The sequence below is a fragment of the Pseudomonas sp. GD03944 genome (genome assembly GCF_029839275.1).
Lineage (GTDB): Bacteria > Pseudomonadota > Gammaproteobacteria > Pseudomonadales > Pseudomonadaceae > Aquipseudomonas.
Genome location: NZ_JAOCAH010000003.1, coordinates 264,302 through 286,987, shown reverse-complemented (window position 1 = coordinate 286,987; position 22,686 = coordinate 264,302). Strand labels below are relative to the sequence as shown.

Sequence of the window (22,686 nt, the reverse complement as noted above, 5' to 3'; positions counted from 1 at the left end):
TTTTTCGTCCTTCGCAACACCCCGTGGCACGCCAAAATTGGCATAACGGTAGTTAGCGCGATAAATTGTCCGTATCACCCACGCGCCGCCGGAGACTCTCATGGCCACACAAGACGACGCCTGCTCCGACCTGTTGCTCGACAACCAGCTGTGCTTCGCCCTCTATTCGACCTCGCTGCTGATGACCAAGGTCTACAAACCGCTGCTCCAGGCCCTCGGCCTGACCTACCCGCAGTACCTGGCGATGATGGTGCTTTGGGAAGGCGACGGCATCACCGTGGGCGACCTGAGCGGCCGGATGCTGACCGACCCGGGTTCGGTGACACCGCTGCTCAAGCGCCTGGAAGCCGAAGGGCTGCTCGATCGCAAACGCAGCAGCACCGATGAGCGCGTGGTCGAGCTGTACCTCACCGAGAAGGGCCGCGCCCTGCGGGAACAGGCCAAGATCATCCCCAGTTGCATCGTCCGCGCCAGCCAGCAAACCCCGGACGAACTCACCGCCCTCAAGGAGGAACTGGTCACTCTGCGCAAGAGCCTAAACCAGGCCGTCTGATCCCTCGAGGCGGCGTTTCGCCGCCTTCCGTTCATCTCATACCCCTCCTTGAAGCAGCTGTAGGCCGCGCCAGGCCTGCTTATTCCTCAAATCACAAACAGATATAACTAAATAGTCCATTTATTTATCTTGCGAACTAAATACATGCGCAGTAGAGTTCGCCCCACGGAACTGCTTAGCGCGCAAAATATTAGCACTAATCAAAACCGAATGACCGAAGACCTGACCCTTACCCAGCTAACCATGAAGAGGATTACCACCATGTCGATTCAAACCATCGCTTACCGTGCCTACGCAGAAGCCACCGGCGGCCGTGACGGCCGTGCCATCTCCTCCGACGGCGTACTCGACGTCGCCCTGACCACCCCGAAAGAACTCGGCGGCGCTGGCGGTGAAGGCACCAACCCGGAGCAACTGTTCGCCGCTGGCTACTCCGCCTGCTTCCTGGGTGCCATGAAGTTCGTCGGTGCCCGCGACAAGCTGAGCGTCCCGGCTGACACCTCCATCGAAGGCGTGGTCGGCATCGGCGCCATCCCGAACGGCTTCGGCATCGAAGTCGAACTGCGCATCAGCCTGCCGGGCCTGGACCGCGAGCAAGCACAGACACTGATCGACCGCGCTCACATCGTCTGCCCTTACTCCAACGCCACCCGCGGCAACATCGACGTCACCCTGACCCTGGTCTGAAACCACCCCATTGAGAGAGGAGCAACACCATGAACACTCGCAAACTGCTCGCTACCAGCCTGGCCGCCCTGGCACTCGCCGGCTCCATGGGTGCATTCGCCCAGAACACCGACAGCGCCACCACGACCTACCGCTACGGCATGAACCTGGACATCAGCAAGGTGATCTCGATCGAAGAACCGAGCAGCGCCACCTGTGAAGTGGTCGAGTCGACGATGACCTACCTGAACTCGGCCGGTGAAGTGAACGCCGTGACCTACCGCACGCTGGCTGACGCCTGCAAAACCCAGAACTGACCGAAGGGCGCTCCGGCGCCCTTCCCACCCGAACCGCCTCGAAGGAATGACCATGAACATCAAGCAAACGCTGTCGATCGCCGTACTCGCCCTCGCCGTCAACACCGCTTTCGCAGCGGGCAGTCCCGGCGTCGAACGCAACACCCAGGGGTTCCTCGAAGCCCTGGCCGCCGGGGGCGGCAAGCCCCTCGAGCAGATGAGCCCGAAAGACGCCCGCGCCGTGCTGGTGGGTGCCCAGGCCGGGGTCAAGGTCGATCTGTCTGGTATCCAGGTCAGCGACAAGACCATCACTGTCGATGGCAAGTCCATCGCCCTGAAAGTCGTACGCCCGGCTGACGCCAAGGGCACTTTGCCGGTGTTCATGTTCTTCCACGGTGGCGGCTGGGTGCTGGGCGACTACCCGACCCACGAACGCCTGATCCGTGACCTGGTGGTAGGCTCTGGCGCGGCGGCGGTGTACGTCGATTACACGCCGTCCCCGGAAGCCAAGTACCCCACCGCGATCAACCAGGCCTACGCCGCCACGAAGTGGGTCGCCGAGAACGGCGCGCAGATCGGTGTCGATGGCAAACGCCTGGCCGTGGCCGGCAACAGCGTCGGCGGCAACATGGCGGCCGTGGTCGCCCTGATGGCCAAGGACAAAGGCACTCCAGCAATCAAGTTCCAGGTGCTGATGTGGCCGGTGACCGACTCCAACTTCAACAACGCCTCCTACAACCAGTTCGCTGAGGGTCACTTCCTCAGCAAGAACCTGATGCAATGGTTCTGGGACAACTACACCACCGACCCGAAACAGCGCGCCGAGGTCTACGCCTCTCCGCTGCAGGCTCCGGTGGAACGCTTGAAAGGCCTGCCGTCGGCCCTGGTGCAAACCGCCGAGTTCGACGTGCTGCGTGACGAAGGCGAGTCCTACGCCCGCAAACTGGATGCCGCCGGCGTCAACGTCACCTCGGTGCGCTACAACGGCATGATCCACGACTTCGGCCTGCTCAACGTGATCAGCCAGATCCCGGGCACCCGCAGTGCCATGCAACAAGCGGCTGAAGCCCTGAAAGCCAACCTGCAGTAACCCGCACCAAACAAAACGCCCCGCCGCTCACGCGCCGGGGCGTTTTGCGCTGTGTGGCACCGAAACGACACGCTCGTCACGTAGGGTGGATGACGCTCCACCCATCCACCAACCCGCAGTCTCGTAGCCTGGGTAGAGCGCAGCGAAACCCGGGAACACCGCCCCTCAACACCGATACCCACATCCCGGAAGCCTCCCTGCATAGCCGACACCGCTGGTGACGCGGAGCGTCACGGGATGCATGCCCACGCGGAGCGTGGGAACGATCATGCGGCGGCTATCAAACCGCGATCACGGCCATACGTAGGGTGGATGACGCTCCACCCATCCACCACGGTGCAACGCCAATTAGTAGCCTGGGTAGAGCGCAGCGAAACCCGGGAACACCGCCACTCAACACCAACCCCCACATACCGACGCCTCGCTGCATAACCAATACCGCTGGTGACGCGGAGCGTCACGGGATGCATGCCCACGCGGAGCGTGGGAACGATCAGCCGCGATCCATCACAGCGTCACAACACCTCTCCGACGCGACGATACGCCTCAATAAAAAAGCCCCGGTACCCACAAGGTGGTAACGGGGCTTTCACTGCCGGGCTCATGCCGCCTGGCTCTGCTCGTAGGTCATGCTCGTCACGCTGCCGAGCAGGTGCCGCTTCATGGCCTCGTCGAGCACGCGCTGCAACAGCGGTGCGGTGAAGTAGGCCTGCAGCGCCGCGTTCGACCGCCACTCGCCATGCACCAGCCAGGCACCGGCCTCATCGGCCTTGCGCCCGACATCGAAGCTCAGGCAGCCGTCCATCTTGCGTGCGGCGCCGCTCAAGGCCTGCAAACACAGGCCCAGTTGTTCGGAGCGCCCCCGTGCGGCGCGTACCACCGTGATATGAGTCAGCATGTCGTCTCTCCAAAGGTTGAATGACGCGGCTTCAAATGGCCGCTGTGGTGTCGCCAGGCGCTGGCAAAGCCGGCAACACGGGTTGCGCGGCACGGGCCTGGAGCCCGTGGCACTCACCCTTGGCCCACGAATCCAGGTAGGCCGTGGACAGGAACAGCGCCACGAGCGGCACCAGAATCCATTTACCGCCCATGGCATCCGCCTCAGTACGGGCTGGCGGTGGGCCGCACGATCAGCTCGCTGACGTCCACGTCCGCCGGCTGCTCGACCGCGTAGGCAATGGCCCGCGCGATGGCGTCCGGGGTAATGGCGACCTTGCGGAACTCCTTCATGGCGTCCCGGCTGAGCGGATCGGAAATGCTCTCCGCCAACTCCGACTCGACGACCCCGGGCGAAACCAAGGTGACGCGGATGTCGCCACCCACTTCCTGGCGCAGCCCTTCGGAAATGGCCTTTACCGCGTACTTGGTCGCGCAGTACACCGCGGCGGTCGGCACCACGCTGTAGGCGCCGATCGAGGCGATGTTGACGAACTGGCCGGTGCCCTGGCGCTGCATCAGCGGGAGCGCCGCGGCGATGCCGTACAGGACGCCGCGGATGTTGACGTCGATCATGCGGTTCCACTCGTCGACCTTCAGGGCGTCGAGGCGGGAAAGCGGCATGACGCCGGCGTTGTTGACCAGCACGTCGACCCGACCGAAACGGGCCACGGCCGTGTCGATGAACGCCTGGGTGTCTTCCTGGCTGGTCACGTCCAGGCGCTGGTACTCCGCATGACCGCCCGCCTGGCGGATCTCGGCGACCAGTTGTTCCAGGCGTTCGGTACGACGCGCGCCCAGCAACAGGGTGGCGCCCCGCTCGGCCAGCAGCCGTGCGCAGGCCTCGCCAATGCCGCTGCTGGCACCGGTAATCAGGATGACCTTGTCTCGGATGTTCAACATGATGCAAACCTCTGCGACTCGGGCGGCGGGTGCCGCGGTAGGTACAGAGAGTAAGCACGGAAGGCACGAGGCGTTAGTCGATTACTCGCTCATTCTTGCCCAAAACTGCGAGCGCCGTTTTCAAGCCAGGTCATGAGAACACTACCAGCCAGCCGCCTCGTAATTCCTACAGCGCCCATGAGCGCTGGACATTTGCCTATTACTGGCTAATTCTTGCCTGATCCTATGCGGCCGAAAGCGCGGCGCTGACTTGCCTGAAAAACCGGGCTAGGCTGATCCTCGCCTCAGGAGCCTACCCCCATGAATTCACTCACGCCCCCCGCAGAACTCGACCCCCGTTTCGCCGAGCGCCAGGCCGAACTGGCCGCGCTGATACGCCGCTTCAACCCCGGCGATGGCCTGCACCCCACGGCGATCGCCGGCCTGGACACGGCCTGCGCCACCGGCCCGAGCCTGCCGATGCCGACCTTGTACAAGCCGAGCCTGTGCATCATCGCCCAGGGGCGCAAGGAGGTCCGGCTGGGGGCCGAGCAGTACATCTACGACCCGCTGAATTACTTGGTGGCCTCGGTGACCCTGCCGGTCACCGGTCAGGTGATCGACGCCACGCCGGAGCAGCCCTACCTGAGCCTGCGCCTGGACATCGACCCCGCCCAGATCACCAACCTGATCGCCGATGCCGGCCCCATGGAAGTGCCCAGCCCGAGCCCACGGCGCGCGCTGTACCTCGATAAACTGGACCTGTCGATGCTCGACGCACTGATCCGCCTGCTGCGCCTGCTCGAGACGCCCCGGGACATCGCCATGCTGGCGCCCCTGGCGCTGCGTGAGATTTTCTACCGGCTGCTGCACAGCCCCCAGGGCCATCGCCTGCACGAGATCGCCATCGCCGACAGCCAGAGCCACCGCGTGGCGCGCGCCATCGAGTGGCTGAACACCCACTTCGACCAGCCGCTGCGCATCGAGGAACTGGCTCGCGAGGTCAACCTCAGTTCCTCGACCCTGCACCACCGCTTCAAGGCCGTCACCGCCCTGAGCCCGCTGCAGTACCAGAAGCAGTTGCGTCTGCAGGAAGCCCGGCGCCTGATGCTCTGCGAAGGCCTCGAAGCCGCCTCGGCCAGCTACCGGGTGGGCTATGAAAGCCCGTCGCAATTCAGCCGCGAATACAGCCGCCTGTTCGGCGCCCCACCCCTGCGCGACCTGGCGCGCCTGCGCAAGTCGGCGTGAGCGGTAACGGGGCTGGCAGCGTTCGCTACAGCCCTATCTGCTTGCTGATGATCTCGTTCATGATCTCCCGCGAACCGCCGCCGATGGACAGGATGCGGTTGTCGCGGTACAGCCGTTCCACCAGGCTTTCACGCATGTAGCCCATGCCGCCGAGGATCTGCACCGCGTCGTAGGTCAGGCGATCGGCGATGTCGGTGGCGAAGTTCTTGGCCATGGAGATTTCCTTGATCACGCTCTTGCCGGCCGCCATCTTCGCCGCCTGCCGGTAGGTGAACTCGCGGGACACCTCCAACTGCGTGGCCATCTCGGCCAGGCGGTGCTTGAGCACCTGGAACTTGCCGATCGGCTTGCCGAAGGCCTGGCGCTCACGGGCCCAGGTCATCGCTTCCTCCAGCGCCAGCTGGGCGGTCATGTTGGCCATGATCGACAAGGACAGGCGCTCGCTCTGGAAGTTGGCCATGATGCAGGCGAAGCCCATGTTTTCCGCACCGATGAGGTTCTCCACCGGCACCCGGCAGTCGTCGAAGAACAGCTCGGCGGTGTCCGACGCCCACCACCCCATCTTCTTCAGCGAACGGCCAACGGTGAAGCCCGGCGTGCCCTTTTCCACCAGCAACAGGCTGACGCCACCGAAGCCCTCGTTGCCGGTGCGCACCGCCACCGTGTAGTAGTCGGCGCGCACGCCGCTGGTGATGAAGGTCTTGCTGCCGGTGACGCGGTAGTGATCGCCCTCGCGCACCGCGCGGGTCTTGAGGTTGGCCACGTCCGAGCCGCCGGACGGCTCGGTGACGGCCAGGGCCATGATCTTCTCCCCAGCCAGCACCTGTGGCACCACTCGGTCACGCAAAGCCGGCTTGCCCCACTTGAGCACCGGCGGCAAACCGATATCCAGCGATCCCAGGCCGGCCACTAGGCCGCCGGAACCGCTGCGCATCAGCTCCTCGCTGGCCGCGACCTTGGCGAACAGGTCACCTTCATGGCTGCCGCCGAACGCCTCCGGGTAACCGATGCCGAGAATGCCCGCCGCGCCGGCCTTGAGGTACAGCTCGCGAGGAAAACTCTCGGCCTCCTCCCACGCGTCGATGTGCGGCAGGATTTCACGCTCGACGAAACGGCGCACCGAATCGCGCACCAGTTGATGGGACTCGTCGAAATACTCGTGCATGGCGGACATGGCTGCTTCCCGATAAGGTTTTGGCGACCTTACCGAGCGCTTGCTTGGTTTTCAAGGCGAGGTATCGGCCATATGCGCGGGCGATTCTTCAGCCGCGATGACCGGGACCCTGCATGCGCGGCTCAGAGGCCGGACGCGGGGCCATGGCGCAAGGCTGCTGAGGCCTGCGCCGAAACGCTTAGAGAATGATCGGCCGGCGCCCGGCAATCGAATGGGCCAGGGTGCCGCCGTCTACCAGCTCCAGCTCGCCGCCCAGGGGCATGCCGTGGGCGATGCGCGAGGCCACCAGGCCCTTGTTCGCCAGCAACTGGGCAATGTAGTGCGCGGTAGCTTCACCTTCCACGGTCGGGTTGGTGGCGAGAATCACCTCGGTGAAGGTGCCCGCCTCGATGCGCGCCAGCAGCTCGGGAATGCCGATGGCTTCCGGCCCCAGGCCATCCAGCGGCGACAGGTGCCCCTTAAGCACAAAATAACGGCCACGGAACCCGGTGTGCTCGACGGCATACACGTCCATCGGACCTTCCACGACGCACAGCAGGCTGTCATCGCGGCGCGGATCGGCGCACAGCTGGCAGATCTCGTCTTCGCTCAGGCTGCGGCACTGCTTGCAATGCCCCACCCCTTCCATCGCCTGGGTCAACGCCTGGGCCAGGCGCAACGCACCACTGCGATCGCGCTCGAGCATCTGCAACGCCATGCGCTGTGCGGTTTTCTGCCCGACACCGGGAAGGATACGCAGGGAATCGATCAGTTGACGGATCAGCGGGCTGAAGCTCATGGAGAGGTACTCGGTAACGACGGGATGTTGAGTGCAACAGGTGCTCTACTCAGCCTTGTTCACCACCGCTGCCGGGAGGTGGTCAGACGGCGTGCAGAACAAGGCGCAAACAGGCCCGAGCACCGGAGTTTACTGCTGTAAATGAGGATGCTCGGGCCTGTTTGCAACGCAGTTATGTGCGCTGGCTGGACGCCTCTTGTCAGAAAGGCATTTTGAAGCCGGGCGGAAGCTGCATCCCCGCCGTCATACCCGACATCTTGTCCTGGCTGTTCTGCTCGACCTTGCGCACCGCGTCGTTGACGGCCGCAGCGATCAGGTCTTCCAGCACTTCCTTGTCTTCCTGCATCAGGCTGTCGTCCAGGGTGATGCGCTTGACGTCGTGGCGACCGGTCATCACCACGCTGACCAGGCCGGCGCCGGATTGGCCGGTCACTTCGGCGTTTGCCAGCTCTTCCTGCATCTTCTGCATCTTTTCTTGCATCTGCTGGGCCTGCTTCATCAGGCCGGCCATGCCACCTTTCATCATGGTGCTAGTCCTCGGTAATCAGGGAGTGTCTACGGGTTCAATGCTGTCCGCGCGAATGCTCGCGGCGAACTGCTGGATCATTTGCTGCACCAGCGGATCGTTCTGGATCGACGCTTCGGCTTCGCGCTGGCGATCGGCGCGCTTGCGCGCGGCGGCCTGGGCCGGGGTTTCCTGCTCCGGCTTGCGCAGTTCGATCTTCAGGGTCAGTTCCCGACCATGGAACTGGTTGAGCGAATCGTTCAGGCGACGCTGCTGGGTCGCGTTGAACAGGGCGCTGTGCCCCGGGTCCAGATGCAACAGCCAGGTATCGCCCTCGACCGAAATCAGGGTGCAGTTGGCGCCGATGCTGCCGGTCATACCGGACAGCCCCAGCTTGGGGAACAGCTCCAGCCAGTCGGCAGCCAGGCCGGTCGCGGGCTTGGCCGCTGGCAGCGGCTCGGCCTCGACCGGCTGATCCGGCTCCATGCCGGCGAAATCGTAGTCGAACGAATCGGCGTCCATCTCGACGTAATCGTAGTCACCGGGAGGCGGCTCGTCGTCGTTGTCCGCCTCGGCCACGGGCACCGCTTGCAGCGGGGCTGGCTGAGGGGCTTCTTCGACTGCCTCGACAACGGCGGCCACGACGGGTGCTGGCTCGACCGCCGCCACTGGTGCAGGTGTCTCGACGGGCACAGCCGCCACCGCGGGTGCAACCGCCACGGGTGCCTGCTCTTCCCACGGCAAGGGGCTGGGCGCCGCAACGGCTTCGACCACCGGGGCTGGTACTTCGGCTACAGCGGCTACTGGCGTTGGCGTTGGCGTTGGCGTTGGCGTTGGCTCAGCCTGGGCAACCCTCGGCGCCTCGACAACTGGCGCCGGCTCGACGGGAGCAACGGGAGCAACGGGAGCAACGGGAGCAACGGGAGCAACCGAGGGTGCGGCAGGCGCCACGACCGGTGCAACCGGCTCTGCCGGCGCAGCGACCACGGCCGGCGCAGGCGTTGCCGCGCCGGCCACTGGGTTGGTACGGGGATCAGCAGTGGCCTGGCTAATCCCGAGCGGCTTTAGCGCCACCTTCGGTGCGTCGTCCGCATCGGCGGGCCGGAAGGCCAGCATGCGCAACAGGACCATTTCGAAGCCGCCCCGGGGGTCGGGCGCCAGCGGCAGGTCGCGGCGGCCGATCAGGCCCATCTGGTAATAGAACTGCACGTCCTCGGCCGGCAGCGCCTCGGCCAGCCCCAGGACGCGCTCGCGGTCGCCCTGGCCATTGTCCACCGCATCCGGCAGCACCTGGGCGATGGCCACGCGGTGCAGCACGTTGAGCATTTCGGCCAGCACACCATTCCAGTCGGGGCCCTGCTCGGCCAGGTGGCGCACCGCATCGATCACGCCGCGGGCATCACCCTCCAGCAGCGCGTGCAGCACGCCGTAGACCTGGCCGTGATCCAGCGTGCCGAGCATGGCCCGCACGTCGGCGGCCAGCACCTTGCCCTCACCGAAGGCAATGGCCTGGTCGGTCAGGCTCATGGCGTCGCGCATCGAGCCATCGGCGGCACGGCCCAGCAGCCACAGCGCATCGTCCTCGAACGGCACGTTCTCGGCACCCAGGACGTGGGTCAGGTGCTCGACCACCCGCTCCGGCGGCATGTTCTTCAGGGAGAACTGCAGGCAGCGCGACAACACCGTCACCGGCAGTTTCTGCGGGTCGGTGGTGGCGAGCAGGAATTTGACGTGGGGTGGCGGCTCTTCCAGGGTCTTCAGCAGCGCGTTGAACGAGCTGGTGGAGAGCATGTGCACTTCGTCGATCAGGTAGACCTTGAAGCGGCCCCGGCTCGGCGAGTACTGCACGTTGTCCAGCAGCTCGCGGGTGTCTTCGACCTTGGTGCGGCTGGCGGCGTCGACTTCGATCAGGTCGACGAAGCGGCCTTCGTCGATCTCCTTGCAGATCGAGCACACGCCACAGGGCGTGGAGCTGATGCCGGTCTCACAGTTCAGGCACTTGGCGATGATGCGGGCGATGGTGGTCTTGCCCACGCCGCGCGTTCCGGTGAACAGATAGGCGTGGTGCAGGCGCTGGCTGTCGAGGGCGTTGATCAGTGCCTTGAGCACATGGGTCTGCCCGACCATTTCGCGGAACGAGCGGGGACGCCATTTACGTGCAAGAACCTGATAACTCATCGAAAACCGTCGCGGGAGGAAAGCAAAAGTGGGCTAATGCTAGCGGAACAACGGCCAAGTTGCATCCCACGAACATGATGCGCCGCCGCTTCCTGCAATCGATGAAATAACACGAACATTTAGCTGGCTAATTTTTAATCAGCCGGTTATCATCCGCGCCGTTCGTACCAAGCTGTAAGTCATCCGGCCTTCCTGGCCCCCTCGTTGGATCCTGCAGAATTCGCCTCGCACCGCGCGGCAAGCCACTCTGCCACGACCCCACCTGCTGACTGATCTGGCCGTCTCGCGCAAGCGCTGACTCAAGCCCGCCTCCGAAGTACAGACCCGCCGAAGCCCGTCACCGGGAACTTTCGCGTGCCGACCTGCTCCGATCAGACACACTCCGCGACCTTTCACGCAGCGGACTGGAGCTTTATTCAGCGCATGATGCGCCCGTAGTTTTAGGAAACATAAATAATGAATACACATCACCAGATTCAGGATGCCATTCGCACCCTCTCCAGCGCATTTGCGCCGTTCGACTGCCGCATCATCGCGGCGCGCAAAGGCAGCTTCAGCTTTACCGTGGTCAACAAGGCCGGTATCGCCCAGCACACCCAGCGCCTGTATCCCGGCCAGTACAGCGAGGAATCGCTGCAGCAGGTGATCGAGCGCACGCGCCAGTCGCTGATGGCCTGAGCCACCAGGCCATCGCGAAACTTCTGAAGAACACCCGGGTCATAGGGTTTCCCTCTAGGAAGGAGTTCATTGATGCAAGCCATTAATCGCCAGTTCGCCGACCGTCTGTTCAATCCGCTGCGTACCGCGTTCAGCGCCCCACGCCCGGACGGCAGCGTCGTCCTCTCGCTGATCGATGAAGGTGACGCCACCGCCTACAGCCGGGTGCTCAGCGCCACGCAACTGAACGACACCCAGGCCTTCACCCAGAGCCTGGAAGAGATCCGTCTGGAGCTGGCGGTACGCGCCGGCAACATCCCGGTGGAACTGCGCAAGGCGCTGAAGGAGCAGGACAGCGTCCTCAGCTACCACCACGCCTGATTCACCCCTCACACAAAAAAGCCCCGCTTCGGCGGGGCTTTTTCATGGGCGCGACGCAGCGCTACTCACGCCTTGGCAGCAGGACTCAAACGAAAGCTGACACCCAACCGGTTGAACGCGTTCATCGCCGCGATGGCCACTGTCAGGTCGACCAAGTCCTTCTCGGCGAAAGCTGCCGACGCCGCGGCATAAGCCTCGTCGGAAACATGCGTTTCGCTGACCCGGGTCACCTCTTCCGCCCACGCCAACGCGGAACGCTCCTGCTCGGAAAACAGATAGGCCGCTTCGTGCCAGACCGGCACCAGGACCAGCTTGTCGACCGACATGCCCTCTTTGAGCAGGTCCCGTGAATGGATGTCGATGCAGTGCGCGCACCCGTTGATCTGCGACACCCGGAGGAACACCAGGTGGATGATCTGAGGCGGCAGGTTTGTCGCCGTGGTCACGAAATGGTGCAGACCGCCGAGCGCCTTGGCCGCACCGGACGAAACCTCGAACCAGTTCAAACGATTCATGGAGCATTACCCTTTTGGAAGTGGAAGCGTGAATGACGTCTGCGCCGATTCTGGTAATGAAGACGGCCAGGGTCTTGATCCAATTCGCGACTTATTCACTGATCCACTTTTTGCGACGCGCCAACAGCGGTGACGCGCCAACCGGGAAAGCCCCCAACGAAGCGCTCAGACAGCGCGCGGCTCAGGCAAGCGTCGCCAGGCGTGGCTATGGCGTGGAGAACTCAGGCGAGAAGGTCATTCATCGAGCAGGGCCAATCGCACGGAGCACCCTTCAGGCGTACCACGCACTGTCACACGTCGAGATTTTTGATCGGGGCAAGCCCTGCAGAATCGAGGACCTGGAGAATGGAGGCGACCCCGCCAGCCACACCCCGGCACACAATGTTCCCGCTGTGGCTGCTTCCTTCCGGATCTGACCAGGTTCACGGGTAATCGTTGCGGGGGGACCGACAGGGCCACCATAACGCAGCTCACCTAGCAGTGAGCCGGCGCCATTGTACCGGCTTGAAACAAACTTACAACTGCTTCAAGCACTTAGCATCCAATATGACTAGACGCGGAAACGCCCGACCAGTTGCGCCAGGCCCGAGGACAGCTCCGACAGGCGCCGGCTGGCCTGGGTACTCTGCTCCGAGGTCTGCGCCGCTTCGTTGGACAGATCGCGGATATCGCTGATGTTGCGGGCGATTTCCTCGGTCACGCTGCTCTGCTCTTCGCAGGCGGTGGCGATCTGCGCGGCCATGTCGTTGATGCGCTGCACCGAGTCGCTGGTGTCGTTGAGCGCCTGATCGACCCCGGCTGCCTGTTCGACGCTCTGTCGCGCCCGGGCACTGCCGGAATGGGTGGCCTTGACCGCATTCTGCACGCCGGCCTGCAGGCGCTGGATCATGGTCTGGATGTCCTTGGTCGACTCCTGGGTGCGGGCCGCCAGCGCGCGCACCTCATCCGCCACCACGGCGAAGCCACGCCCCTGCTCCCCTGCCCTGGCCGCCTCGATGGCGGCGTTGAGCGCCAGCAGGTTGGTCTGCTCGGCGATGCCGCGGATCACTGCCAGCACCGTGCCGATATTGGCCGCTTCCTGCTCCAGGGTGAGAATGGTGTCCGAGGCGCTTTCCACTTCCTGGGCCAGTTGGCGGATCGAATGAATGGTCGCCCCTACCACCTGAGCGCCTTCACGCGATTGCGCCTCGGCACTGCGCGCGGCGTCCGCAGCGGTCTGGGCATTGCGCGCGACTTCGTGCACCGCCACGCTCATTTCCGTGGCGGCGGTGCTGACCTGGTCGACCGCGGCGTGCTCGCTGCTGATCAGCCGGTCGTTGGCCGCCGCCATGCCTGCCAGGCTCTGGGCGGAATCGGCAACCTCGCCGGTGACCCGTCCGACCTCCTTGATCAGCGGCTGCAGCTTGTCCAGGAAGCGGTTGAAGGCGTGGCTGAGCTGCCCGAGTTCATCCTTCGACAGCACGTCCAGGCGCACCCGCAGGTCGCCGTCGCCGTCGGCGATCTGCTCGATCCGGTTCAACAGGTTGTGCAGCGGACGGGTCACCAGGATCGGGAAGCCGACCACCAGCACCAGGCACACGGCCAGGCCGACGGCAATGACCGCGCCTTGTTGCCAGGCCAGGGTCTCGCCCAGCGAGATCGCTGCCGTTCCCTCGGCGTTGGCCGCCTGGTCTTCCAGCTCACCCAGCTTGTCGATGGCCGAACGCATCGCTTCGAACTGCACCTCGCTGTCGCCGAAGCTCAGGGCACTGGCCGCCTCCGGGTCGGTCTCGCGCAATTGCAGCACCCGCTGCGACGTGGCTTTCCACTGCGCGAAACCCTGGTCGAACTGGGCCACCAGTTGCAGCGCTTCGCTGCCCGGCTGCATGGCGGCGAAGTCGTGCACGCGCTTCTGCGCCTGCTGCAGGTTTTCCGCATGGGAGGCTCGCAGCGCCTCGATATGGCTGTCCGCGCTTTCGTCCAGGGTGCCCCGCTCGGCAACCAGCGCCTGGTACAGGTCACGGTCGGCGTTGAGCAGCAGGCTGATGCCCGGCAGGTAACGGTTGGTCAGCGTGGTGCTGGAGTCGGCCACCTGGGCGATGCCACGCATGCCCAGCACCCCCATGGTCACCAGCAGCACCGCCAACAGCAGAATGGGGAGAGCGATTTTCCAGCGAAAGCCCAGATCGGCAAAGGCACGCAGCATGATGGGTACTCCGCATAATGGCGATGTACCACCAAGCGTAGACCACCGGACTGCCTAAAGCCGCTGCCCCGACCGAAGCCCGGGAACGGCTCTGGCCCGGGATTCTGCCCCCAGGGAATTTCCAGCATTGACGCAGGTCACACACTGGTCTCGTTGGCGCGGCCGCCCGCATATAAACGGTGCCGGCGTCACTCAATCGCAGTAGGCTGCGCGGGGCATCGCATAACGCACCCTTACCTATTCAAGGAGCAACACAATGGCCATCACCAAAGACCAACTGATCGGCGATATCGCTGAAGCCATCGACAGCCCGAAGGCAACCGTACGCGCCGCGCTGGAGCAACTCAGCGAAATCGTCAGCGACGCTCTGGAGAACGGCGGCGAAATCACCCTGCCGGGTATCGGCAAACTCAAGGTCAGCGAGCGCCCTGCCCGCACCGGCCGCAACCCGCAGACCGGCAAGGCCATCGAGATCGCTGCCAAGAAAGTGGTCAAGTACGTACCGGCCAAAGCCCTGACCGACGCCATCAACTAAGTCGCGCCAGGCCAGCGGGCCGGCATGCTCCGGCCCGCTCACACACTCAGATCGTCACGCCGTAATCCGCCAGCACGGCAACGAATGCCGCCTCGTCGAGCACCTTGACCCCCAGCTCACTGGCCTTGGCCAGCTTCGAGCCCGCGCCCGGCCCGGCAACCACGCAGGTAGTCTTGGCCGACACCGAACCGGCCACCTTGGCCCCCAGCCCTTCCAGCTTCTCCTTGGCCAGGTCACGGTTCATCAGCTCCAGGGTACCGGTCAGCACCCAGGTCTGCCCCGCCAGCGGCAAACCTTCGACGACTTTCTTCTCGCTGCTCCAGTGCATGCCGAAGGCCTTGAGCTGCACCTCGATGGCCCGTGCACGCTGGGCGTTCTCCGGGATATCGAAGAAGTCGCGCACCGCCTTGGCCTGCTTTTCCGGCAGCGCCTGGCGCATGTCCAGCCAGTCGCCGCTCAATACGCCCTCCAGCGTGCCGAACCGGTCCGCCAGCTTCTGCGCGGCGCCCGGGCCTACCGAGGGGATATTCAGTTTGTCGAGCATGCCGCCCAGGGTGGCGACCGCGGCGAACTCGGCGCTCAGTTCGCCCTCGTCCTGCAGCTCCAAGGCGCACTCCTCGGGCGCCAGCAAGGCACTGATCACCTGCTGGTTGTGGCTGTCCTCGAAGAAGCTGTGGATCTCGTGGGCCACTTCCAGGCCGATGTCCGGCAGGTAGGTCAGTACTTCCGGCAATGCAACGCGCACGCGCTCCAGGGAGGCCAGGGAGCGGGCCAAAACCTTGGCGGTCTCCTCGCCCACGTCGGGAATGCCCAGGGCGTAGATGAAACGCGCCAGGGTCGGCCGTTTGCTGTCCTGGATGGCCTTGAGCAGCTTGTTGCTGGAGACCTCGGCGAAGCCTTCCAGACCGATGATCTGCTCGTACTGGAGCTTGTACAGGTCCGCCGGCGAGCCGATGAGCTGCTCGTCCACCAGTTGCTCGATGGTCTTGTCGCCCAGGCCTTCGATGTCCATCGCCCGGCGCGACACGAAGTGGATGATCGCCTGCTTGAGCTGGGCCGCACAGGCCAGGCGCCCGACGCAGCGGTACACCGAACCCTGGCTGACGGTTTCCTTGCCCTTGCTGCGCTTGATCAGCTGCGTACGCTCGACCTGGGAGCCGCACACCGGGCACTGCTCCGGCACATGGATAGCGCGCGCATCTGCCGGGCGCCGGTCGGCCACCACGGCCATGACCTGGGGAATCACATCGCCGGCGCGGCGGATGATCACCGTGTCGCCGATCATCACGCCCAGGCGTGCCACTTCATCCATGTTGTGCAGCGTGGCGTTAGCCACGGTAACGCCCGCCACCTTGACCGGCTTGAGCCGCGCCACCGGCGTCACCGCGCCGGTGCGGCCGACCTGGAACTCCACGTCCAGCAGCTCGGTGAGCTCTTCCTGCGCCGGGAACTTGTGGGCGATCGCCCAGTGCGGCGTGCGCGCACGGAAGCCCAGCTGCTGCTGGTCTTCGATGTTGTTGACCTTGAACACCACGCCGTCGATGTCATAGCTCAGCGCCATGCGCCGTTCGCCGATGTCGCGGTAGTAGTCCAGGCAGGCTTCCACGCCCTTGGCCAGCTTCAGCTCGCGGCTGATCGGAATGCCCCAGGCCCGCAGCTGTTCGAGCATGCGAATCTGCGTATCCGGCAACTCGCCGCTGACCTGGCCGACGCCGTAGCAGCAGAATTCCAGGGGACGACTGGCAGTGATCTTCGAGTCCAGCTGGCGCAGGCTGCCCGCCGCCGCGTTGCGCGGGTTGGCGAAGGTCTTGCCGCCGCTTTCCGCCTGGCGCGCATTCAGCTCCTCGAAGCCGGCCTTGGGCATGTACACCTCGCCCCGTACCTCCAGCACCTGGGGCCAGCCCTCGCCCTTGAGGCGCAGCGGCACGTTGCGGATGGTGCGCACATTGGTGCTGATGTCCTCACCGGTGCTGCCGTCACCGCGGGTGGCGCCGCGCACCAGTTGGCCGTTCTGGTACAGCAGGCTGACCGCCAGGCCGTCGAGCTTGGGCTCGCAGCTGTACTCCACTTCGCCACCGGCGCCAAACAGATCGCCTGCCGGCAGGCCCAGACTGCCCTGCACGCTGCGGTCGAAGGCTCGCAGGTCGTCTTCCTCGAAGGCGTTGCCCAGGCTGAGCATCGGCACCTCGTGGCGCACCTCACCGAAGGCGCTCAGCGCCTCGCCACCGACACGCTGGGTCGGCGATTCGGGGGTGACCAGTTCCGGGTGCTCGGCCTCCAGGGCCTGCAGCTCGCGGAACAGCCGGTCGTACTCGGCATCCGGCACGCTCGGCTCGTCGAGCACGTAGTAGCGGTAGTTGTGTTCATCCAACTCGGTGCGGAGTTCCTGGATGCGCTGGGCAGCGTCGGTCATAGCGGTATCTCGAAAACGAAAAGAGCAGCCGGGGCTGCTCTTTTGACTCATGGGTGGGTTCAGCGTTTCTGAGTCATCTGCCGACGCTCGAACTCGACGATGCGCTGGCGGTAATGCTCGATGGTCTGGGCGGTCATCACGCTGCGCTGGTCATCCTTGAGCTCGCCATTGAGCTCGTGGGCCAGCTTGCGGGCGGCAGCGACCATCACATCGAAGGCCTGCTTGGGATGGCGCGGCCCCGGCAGACCGAGGAAGAAGCTGACGGCGCGGGTGCTGAAGCCTTCGATGTCGTCCAGGTCGAAGGTGCCCGGCTTGAGGGCGTTGGCCATGGAGAACAGCACTTCACCGTTGCCAGCCATGCTTTCGTGGCGGTGGAAGATGTCCATTTCGCCGAAACGCAGGCCGCTTTCCAGGATGTTCTGCAACAGCGCCGGGCCCTTGAAACCGTCTTCGCTGCGGGCGATCACGTTGATCACCAGCACTTCCTCGACCGGCGGCAGCTCCTTGGGAGCGGCCTTGGGCGCGGCGGTGCTGCGGGTGGTCTCGGGGGCGTCATCGACCGGATTGAGTAGCGTCGGCACGGGTTCGTCGAGGCCCAGGTTCAGGTCGCCCTGCTGCGGCTCGCCGGTGCGGCGACGGTTCAGTTCACGGGCGCTCATGGACGGCAGGTCTTCTTCGTCCAGCGAAGGCTCCTGGTGGCGCTCGACCACGCGTGGCGGGCTCAGCAGGTCTGGATCGCTGTCATCATCGGGCATGTTGGCGAAGCTGCGGTCGAGCTTGAACTTCAGCTTGCCCTTGCCTCCTCGCATCCGTCGCCAGCCATCGAAGAGGATGCCCGCAATCACAATAATGCCGATGACTATCAGCCATTCGCGCAGACCGAATTCCATGAAATACCTTGACCCCTAACAAAAATTTTTATGTGGAAGCAGAGCGTCCGCCCCCTGCTTCTATGACGCTAAAACGTGCGGCCAACTCCATGATCTGGCTGGCGTTTCGCACGTGCAACAAAAGTGGGCATTAAGCTAGCACGACGAAAGGCAACTTTACACCGCTGGCCGTTCGTTATAAACGTCACAAATCAAGACCATGCAGGCCGATTGCCATCCGTCACGCATCGACCATGGCCAATGCCTCTTCCACGTCCACCGCCACCAGGCGCGAGCATCCCGGCTCGTGCATCGTGACCCCCATCAACTGGTCGGCCATTTCCATGGCGATCTTGTTGTGGGTGATGTAGATGAACTGCACTTTCTCCGACATTTCCTTGACCAGTCGCGCATAGCGGCCGACGTTGGCATCGTCCAGCGGCGCATCGACTTCGTCGAGCATGCAGAACGGTGCCGGGTTGAGCTGGAAGATCGCAAATACCAGGGCCAGGGCGGTGAGCGCTTTCTCGCCCCCCGAGAGCAAATGGATGGTGCTGTTCTTCTTGCCAGGCGGACGCGCCATGATCGTTACACCGGTATCGAGTAAATCTTCGCCGGTGAGTTCCAAATAAGCGTTGCCGCCACCGAAAACTTTTGGAAACAGCGCCTGCAGACCACCGTTGATTTGGTCGAAGGTTTCCTTGAAACGGTTGCGCGTTTCCTTGTCGATCTTGCGGATGACGTTTTCCAGGGTTTCCAGGGCTTCGACCAGGTCGGCGTCCTGGGCATCGAGGTAGCGCTTGCGCTCGGATTGCTGCTGGTACTCGTCGATGGCCGCCAGGTTGATCGGCCCCAGGCGCTGGATGCGCGCCGCCAGGCGTTCGAGCTCTTCTTCCCAGGCCTTCTCCCCTGCCTCGGGCGGCAAGGTCGCCAGCACACCGTGCAAGTCGTAGTTGTCTTCCTGCAGCTGCTCCTGCAACGCCTTGCGCCGCACCGTCAGCGACTGCCATTCCATGCGCTGCTGCTCCAGCTGGCCACGCAGCAGTTGCGCCTGCTGCTCGGCCTGGGAGCGGCGCTTCTCGGCATCGCGCAGTTCGCGGTCGGCATCTTCCAGGGCCAGGCGCGCCAGCTTCAGCTCGTCTTCCACGCCCATGCGTTTGTCGAGCAGCTCTTCCAGCTTCAGGCGCAGCTCTTCCAGCGGCGCCTCGCCTTCTTCGAGGTTGAGATTGAGCTGCTCGCGTTTCTCGTGAAGGCGCTCGGCCTGCATCTCCAGGCGTTCCAGGGCCTGGCGCGTCGAGTCGTGCTGGGCCTTCAGCGAGCCCAGGCGCACGGCCAGCTGGTGGGCATGGTCCTTGTGCTGGCGAGCTTCCTGGCGCACCCGGTCGAGCCGTTCGCGCAGGGCATCGCGACGGGCCATCAGCTCCTCGCGCTGCTCGGTGTCGAGGGCCATGGCGTCCAGGGCGTCCTGCAGGTGCAGGCGCGACTCGCCGAGCTGCTCGTGTTCCAGCTCGCGCTGCTCGGCGAGTTCGAGCAGTTCGGCATCGAGGCGGCGACGGCGCAGGGTCAGCTGCTCGACCTTGGCCTGGCCGGCGGACAGCTGGGCCTTCAGCTCACCCAGACGGCGAGCCTGGTCCTGCAACTGACGCCGCAGTTGCTCGCGGGATTCTTCCTGCTGGCCCTGGGCCTCGCGCAGGTTCAGCAGTTGTTCGTCGAGCAGCGCCAGTGCTGCCTCGCGCTCTTCGCGCTCCAGGCCCAGGCGCTCGATTTCCTGGCCGCGGGCCAGCACGCCGCTTTCCGCTTCGCTGGCACGGCGCACCCGCAGGAAATTGCGCCCGACCCAGTAGCCGTCACGGCTGATCAGGCTTTCACCGTCCACCAGTGAGGCTCGGCCGGCCAGGGCATCGTCCAGGGTCTGCACCGGTTTGACCTTGCCCAGCCAGGGCGCCAGGTCCAGCGCCGCCTCGACCTTGTCCAGCAGGCTTCCAGCCATGCGGGCACCGGCGTTGCCCGGGCTGACCAGGCGCAGGTCGCCCTGGCTCAGGCCGGCGAAATCCAGACCGCTGAAGTCGTCCAGCAGCACGGCTTGCAGGTCGGCGCCCAGCACGGTTTCCACCGCCAGCTCCCAGCCGGCTTCGACCCGCAGGCCTTCGGCCAGGCGCGGGCGCTCGTTCAGGCGCTGCTCGCGCAGCCAGTCGCCGGTGCCCTTGCCGGGGTCGAGAGCAGCCTGCTGCAGGGCTTCCAGTGACGCCAGGCGACCGTTGAGGCGCTGCAATTCGCCCTGGGCCTGCTGCTGGGCCTGGCCGGCGTCTTGCAGTTCGGTGCGCAGGCGCTGCAGGCGCTCGGCCTGCTCTTCTTCGTCGGCGTGCAGGGCTTCCAGGCTCAGCTCGCTGGCGGCGATCTGCTCGCTCAGCTCGAGGATGGCGGCGTCCTCCGGGTCGGCCGCCAGTTGCTGCAATTCATCGTTCAGCCGGCGCTGGCGCTCGGCCAGGCGCTCCAGGCTCTGTTCCAGTTGCTGGATGCGCGACTGCTGCACCTCGGCCTGGCGACGCGGCTCGGCGGAGCGCAGGTTGAAGGCGTCCCACTGTTCCTGCCAGCCCTGCATGGCGCCTTCGGCGTCTTCCAGCCCGACGGCAGCCTCTTCGGCCGCGGCGGCGGTCAGTTCCTGCTCGGGCTCGAGCATCGCCAGCTCTTCGCCCAGGGTGGCGAGCAAGGTGCGGTCGTGGCCCAAGTGCGATTCGGTCTCCAGGCGCGCCCGCTCGGCTTCGCGCAGGTCGTCCTGCAACTGGCGCAGGCGCTGCTGGCCGTGCTGGATGCTCTGCTCGACCCGGGCGATATCGCCCCCCACCGAGTAGAAGCGGCCCTGCACCAGGTTGAAACGCTCGCTCAGCTCGTGGTGCCCGTCGCGCAGGCGCTCGATGCTGGCGTCGGCATTGCGCTGCTCGGCCACCAGCGCTTCGAAGCTGACTTCCTGGTTGCCGATCACCGCTTCGCGCTGGCCGACCTGCTCGTTCAGCGCCTGCCAGCGCAGGGCGGTCAGTTGCGCCTTGAGCTGGCGTTCCTCGGCCTTGTACTCCTGGTACTTCTCGGCGGCCTGGGCCTGGCGATGCAGGCGATCGAGCTGGCGTTCCAGCTCTTCGCGCAGGTCGGTCAGGCGCGCCAGGTTCTCGTGGGTGCGACGAATGCGGTTCTCGGTCTCGCGGCGGCGCTCCTTGTACTTGGAGATGCCGGCGGCTTCCTCGATGAAATTGCGCAGGTCCTCGGGCTTGGCTTCGATCAGCTTGGAGATCATGCCCTGCTCGATGATCGAGTAGCTGCGCGGCCCCAGGCCGGTGCCGAGGAAAATGTCGGTGATGTCCCGGCGGCGGCACTTGGTGCCGTTGAGGAAATAGGTGTTCTGGCTGTCGCGGGTCACCCGGCGGCGGATGGAAATCTCGGCGTAACCGGCGTACTCGCCCACCAGGGTGCTGTCGGAATTGTCGAAGATCAGCTCGATGGACGCCTGGGTCACCGGCTTGCGCGTGTTGGAGCCGTTGAAGATGACGTCGGTCATCGATTCACCGCGCAGGTTCTTCGCGGAACTCTCGCCCATCACCCAGCGTACGGCGTCGATGATGTTCGACTTGCCGCACCCATTGGGGCCGACCACGGCCGCCATGTTGCTGGGAAAGTTCACCGTGGTCGGGTCGACGAAGGACTTGAAGCCCGCCAGCTTGATGGATTTCAACCGCATCAGGGTCTGTTCCCGTTTCGGCGTGAGCCGCGTTGCTGCGAAAAAGGGTGCGAGGCAAGGCACGGGACGCCGCTAATGGTCGTTCCCTTGGCAAGTCCCGTAACGCAGCATCGCGCCATTTGGCGCGCAACCCGAAGGGCCGGGCCGTTTTTTGCGCGGTGCGGTGTTACTCGTCGTTCATCTGGAACCACCAAACCTCTCTCCTTATGCCTTCCTGCGCAAAAAACGGCTCCGGCGCGGCCGCGAGCGAAACGGGAACAGACCCTTAACGTTCTGCCAGTGTTGCCAGGACCAACTGGCAATTGTGTTGACTGTATGCCGTCAGCACCACCCGCGCCTGCTCGTGGTCACGGGCGATGATCGCCTGCAGCAGCCCGGCAAAGGTGTTAACGAACTGCCCCATCTCGCCTTTGCGCCGCTCCAGCGCCAGGTGGTAGGTGCGGCTGATGGCCGGCAGCAGGTTCTCCAGGGTTTCCTGCAGATAGGGGTTGTTGGAGAACGGAAAGGCCGCGCGCATCACATCGAAGCTGCGCTCGACAAAATCATTGATGTCTTCGCGCTGCAAGGCGTCCATCAGCGAACGCTGGATCGCCAGGAACGGCGCCAGGTCCGCCTCGACCTGCCAGCCGTCGGCCACGGAACGCGCCAGCAGGATGTAGAGTTCCACCACCAGCGCATACAGGCTCTTGACGTTGTGCGGGGTCAGCTCGGTGACCTGGGCACCGCGGTGCGGCAGGATCACGATCAGGTGCCGGCGCTCCAGCATCAGCAGCGCTTCGCGCACCGACCCGCGACTGACATTCAGCGCCTGGGTGACTTTCTGTTCCTGGATACGCTCGCGTTCCTTCAATTCGCCACGAATGATGCGTTCCGCGAGGTGATGAGCGATCTGCTCGGCGAGGCTGTCCGGTGCCTTGAACGTCATGATATTCCTTGGAGAGTGGCGCAAGGGTCTGGCGGGTCTGGCCTGCCCGGGGCAGGCGCAGGGCGTGCAGACACGGCGGCGAGTGTAACACAGGGTGTTACCGCGCCAAGCGCAGCCATGCGGGGCTTTCAGAGCAAAAGATAGGCATCGGATGGGGCATCGGGGCGGAT

The 22,686-nt window shown here is 64.6% G+C and carries 21 protein-coding genes and 1 other RNA gene; 8 read left to right on the top strand and 14 right to left on the bottom strand.

Features of this window, described 5'->3' with window-relative positions; translation table 11 throughout:
- The first annotated feature begins 100 nt into the window (after positions 1–100).
- The 4 genes from N5C28_RS07275 to N5C28_RS07260 all read left to right on the top strand — a co-directional run bounded on the left by N5C28_RS07275 (position 101) and on the right by N5C28_RS07260 (position 2,605).
- Positions 101–553 carry a MarR family transcriptional regulator gene (locus N5C28_RS07275; protein ID WP_279821319.1) on the top strand — a complete coding sequence of 151 codons (453 nt, stop codon included), beginning with the start codon at positions 101–103 and terminating at the stop codon, positions 551–553.
- Positions 554–814: 261 nt separating this feature from the next.
- Positions 815–1,240 (top strand): organic hydroperoxide resistance protein, encoded by a 426-nt coding sequence (locus N5C28_RS07270; RefSeq protein WP_279821318.1) that lies wholly within the window; start codon positions 815–817, stop codon positions 1,238–1,240.
- A gap of 29 nt (positions 1,241–1,269) precedes the next feature.
- Complete coding sequence (locus N5C28_RS07265) at positions 1,270–1,536, top strand: DUF2790 domain-containing protein (protein ID WP_279821317.1); 267 nt, start codon at positions 1,270–1,272, stop codon at positions 1,534–1,536.
- A 52-nt stretch (positions 1,537–1,588) separates the two neighbouring features.
- Positions 1,589–2,605: an alpha/beta hydrolase gene (locus N5C28_RS07260; RefSeq protein WP_279821316.1), complete on the top strand. Its 1,017-nt coding sequence runs from the start codon at positions 1,589–1,591 to the stop codon at positions 2,603–2,605.
- 601 nt (positions 2,606–3,206) lie between these two features.
- Here the strand turns inward: N5C28_RS07260 and N5C28_RS07255 are convergent.
- Genes N5C28_RS07255 through N5C28_RS07245 form a run of 3 tightly spaced genes read right to left on the bottom strand, consistent with a single transcriptional unit; the run spans position 3,207 to position 4,444 of the window.
- Positions 3,207–3,503: an antibiotic biosynthesis monooxygenase gene (locus N5C28_RS07255; RefSeq protein ID WP_279821315.1), complete on the bottom strand. Its 297-nt coding sequence runs from the start codon at positions 3,501–3,503 to the stop codon at positions 3,207–3,209.
- Between the two features lie 31 nt (positions 3,504–3,534).
- On the bottom strand, positions 3,535–3,696 hold the full coding sequence (locus tag N5C28_RS07250; RefSeq protein ID WP_279821314.1) for a hypothetical protein: 162 nt from the start codon (positions 3,694–3,696) through the stop codon (positions 3,535–3,537).
- 10 nt (positions 3,697–3,706) lie between these two features.
- Positions 3,707–4,444 (bottom strand): SDR family oxidoreductase, encoded by a 738-nt coding sequence (locus tag N5C28_RS07245; protein WP_279821313.1) that lies wholly within the window; start codon positions 4,442–4,444, stop codon positions 3,707–3,709.
- A gap of 300 nt (positions 4,445–4,744) precedes the next feature.
- Here N5C28_RS07245 and N5C28_RS07240 point away from each other — a divergent pair, with 300 nt between their 5' ends.
- Positions 4,745–5,671, top strand: a complete 927-nt coding sequence (locus tag N5C28_RS07240; RefSeq protein ID WP_279821312.1) for an AraC family transcriptional regulator — start codon at positions 4,745–4,747, stop codon at positions 5,669–5,671.
- Between the two features lie 25 nt (positions 5,672–5,696).
- Here N5C28_RS07240 and N5C28_RS07235 read toward each other — a convergent pair whose 3' ends face one another.
- The 4 genes from N5C28_RS07235 to dnaX all read right to left on the bottom strand — a co-directional run bounded on the left by N5C28_RS07235 (position 5,697) and on the right by dnaX (position 10,306).
- Positions 5,697–6,845: an acyl-CoA dehydrogenase family protein gene (locus tag N5C28_RS07235; protein ID WP_279821311.1), complete on the bottom strand. Its 1,149-nt coding sequence runs from the start codon at positions 6,843–6,845 to the stop codon at positions 5,697–5,699.
- Positions 6,846–7,023: 178 nt separating this feature from the next.
- Positions 7,024–7,623, bottom strand: coding sequence for a recombination mediator RecR (gene recR, locus N5C28_RS07230; protein ID WP_279821310.1), 600 nt, complete (start codon positions 7,621–7,623; stop codon positions 7,024–7,026).
- Between the two features lie 199 nt (positions 7,624–7,822).
- Positions 7,823–8,149 carry a YbaB/EbfC family nucleoid-associated protein gene (locus N5C28_RS07225; RefSeq protein WP_074940389.1) on the bottom strand — a complete coding sequence of 109 codons (327 nt, stop codon included), beginning with the start codon at positions 8,147–8,149 and terminating at the stop codon, positions 7,823–7,825.
- A gap of 18 nt (positions 8,150–8,167) precedes the next feature.
- Positions 8,168–10,306, bottom strand: coding sequence for a DNA polymerase III subunit gamma/tau (gene dnaX, locus N5C28_RS07220; RefSeq protein ID WP_279821309.1), 2,139 nt, complete (start codon positions 10,304–10,306; stop codon positions 8,168–8,170).
- A gap of 456 nt (positions 10,307–10,762) precedes the next feature.
- Between dnaX and N5C28_RS07215 the strand changes: the two genes are divergently transcribed.
- Together N5C28_RS07215 and N5C28_RS07210 are read left to right on the top strand one after the other, a co-directional pair.
- Positions 10,763–10,984 carry a hypothetical protein gene (locus N5C28_RS07215; RefSeq protein WP_279821308.1) on the top strand — a complete coding sequence of 74 codons (222 nt, stop codon included), beginning with the start codon at positions 10,763–10,765 and terminating at the stop codon, positions 10,982–10,984.
- Between the two features lie 72 nt (positions 10,985–11,056).
- Complete coding sequence (locus N5C28_RS07210; RefSeq protein ID WP_279821307.1) at positions 11,057–11,344, top strand: DUF3509 domain-containing protein; 288 nt, start codon at positions 11,057–11,059, stop codon at positions 11,342–11,344.
- A gap of 65 nt (positions 11,345–11,409) precedes the next feature.
- On the opposite strand, the gene N5C28_RS07205 is transcribed toward N5C28_RS07210, so the two are convergent.
- The 3 genes from N5C28_RS07205 to N5C28_RS07195 form a co-directional block, all read right to left on the bottom strand.
- Positions 11,410–11,859 (bottom strand): carboxymuconolactone decarboxylase family protein, encoded by a 450-nt coding sequence (locus tag N5C28_RS07205; protein ID WP_279821306.1) that lies wholly within the window; start codon positions 11,857–11,859, stop codon positions 11,410–11,412.
- 355 nt (positions 11,860–12,214) lie between these two features.
- An RNA gene (gene ffs, locus N5C28_RS07200) (signal recognition particle sRNA small type) lies at positions 12,215–12,311 on the bottom strand.
- Between the two features lie 98 nt (positions 12,312–12,409).
- The gene (locus tag N5C28_RS07195) at positions 12,410–14,044 is read right to left on the bottom strand and encodes a methyl-accepting chemotaxis protein (protein ID WP_279821305.1); all 1,635 of its coding nucleotides are present in this window, start codon (positions 14,042–14,044) and stop codon (positions 12,410–12,412) included.
- Positions 14,045–14,300: 256 nt separating this feature from the next.
- On the opposite strand from N5C28_RS07195, the gene N5C28_RS07190 reads away from it, so the two are divergent.
- Positions 14,301–14,579 (top strand): HU family DNA-binding protein, encoded by a 279-nt coding sequence (locus tag N5C28_RS07190; RefSeq protein WP_279821304.1) that lies wholly within the window; start codon positions 14,301–14,303, stop codon positions 14,577–14,579.
- Between the two features lie 46 nt (positions 14,580–14,625).
- Here the strand turns inward: N5C28_RS07190 and ligA are convergent, their stop codons facing one another.
- The 4 genes from ligA to N5C28_RS07170 form a co-directional block, all read right to left on the bottom strand.
- Positions 14,626–16,992, bottom strand: coding sequence for an NAD-dependent DNA ligase LigA (gene ligA, locus N5C28_RS07185; RefSeq protein WP_279821303.1), 2,367 nt, complete (start codon positions 16,990–16,992; stop codon positions 14,626–14,628).
- 59 nt (positions 16,993–17,051) lie between these two features.
- Positions 17,052–17,882 (bottom strand): cell division protein ZipA, encoded by an 831-nt coding sequence (zipA, locus tag N5C28_RS07180; RefSeq protein ID WP_279821302.1) that lies wholly within the window; start codon positions 17,880–17,882, stop codon positions 17,052–17,054.
- A gap of 220 nt (positions 17,883–18,102) precedes the next feature.
- The gene (gene smc / locus N5C28_RS07175; protein WP_279821301.1) at positions 18,103–21,591 is read right to left on the bottom strand and encodes a chromosome segregation protein SMC; all 3,489 of its coding nucleotides are present in this window, start codon (positions 21,589–21,591) and stop codon (positions 18,103–18,105) included.
- 265 nt (positions 21,592–21,856) lie between these two features.
- Positions 21,857–22,516 (bottom strand): GntR family transcriptional regulator, encoded by a 660-nt coding sequence (locus tag N5C28_RS07170; protein WP_279821300.1) that lies wholly within the window; start codon positions 22,514–22,516, stop codon positions 21,857–21,859.
- Between the last annotated feature and the right edge of the window lie 170 nt (positions 22,517–22,686).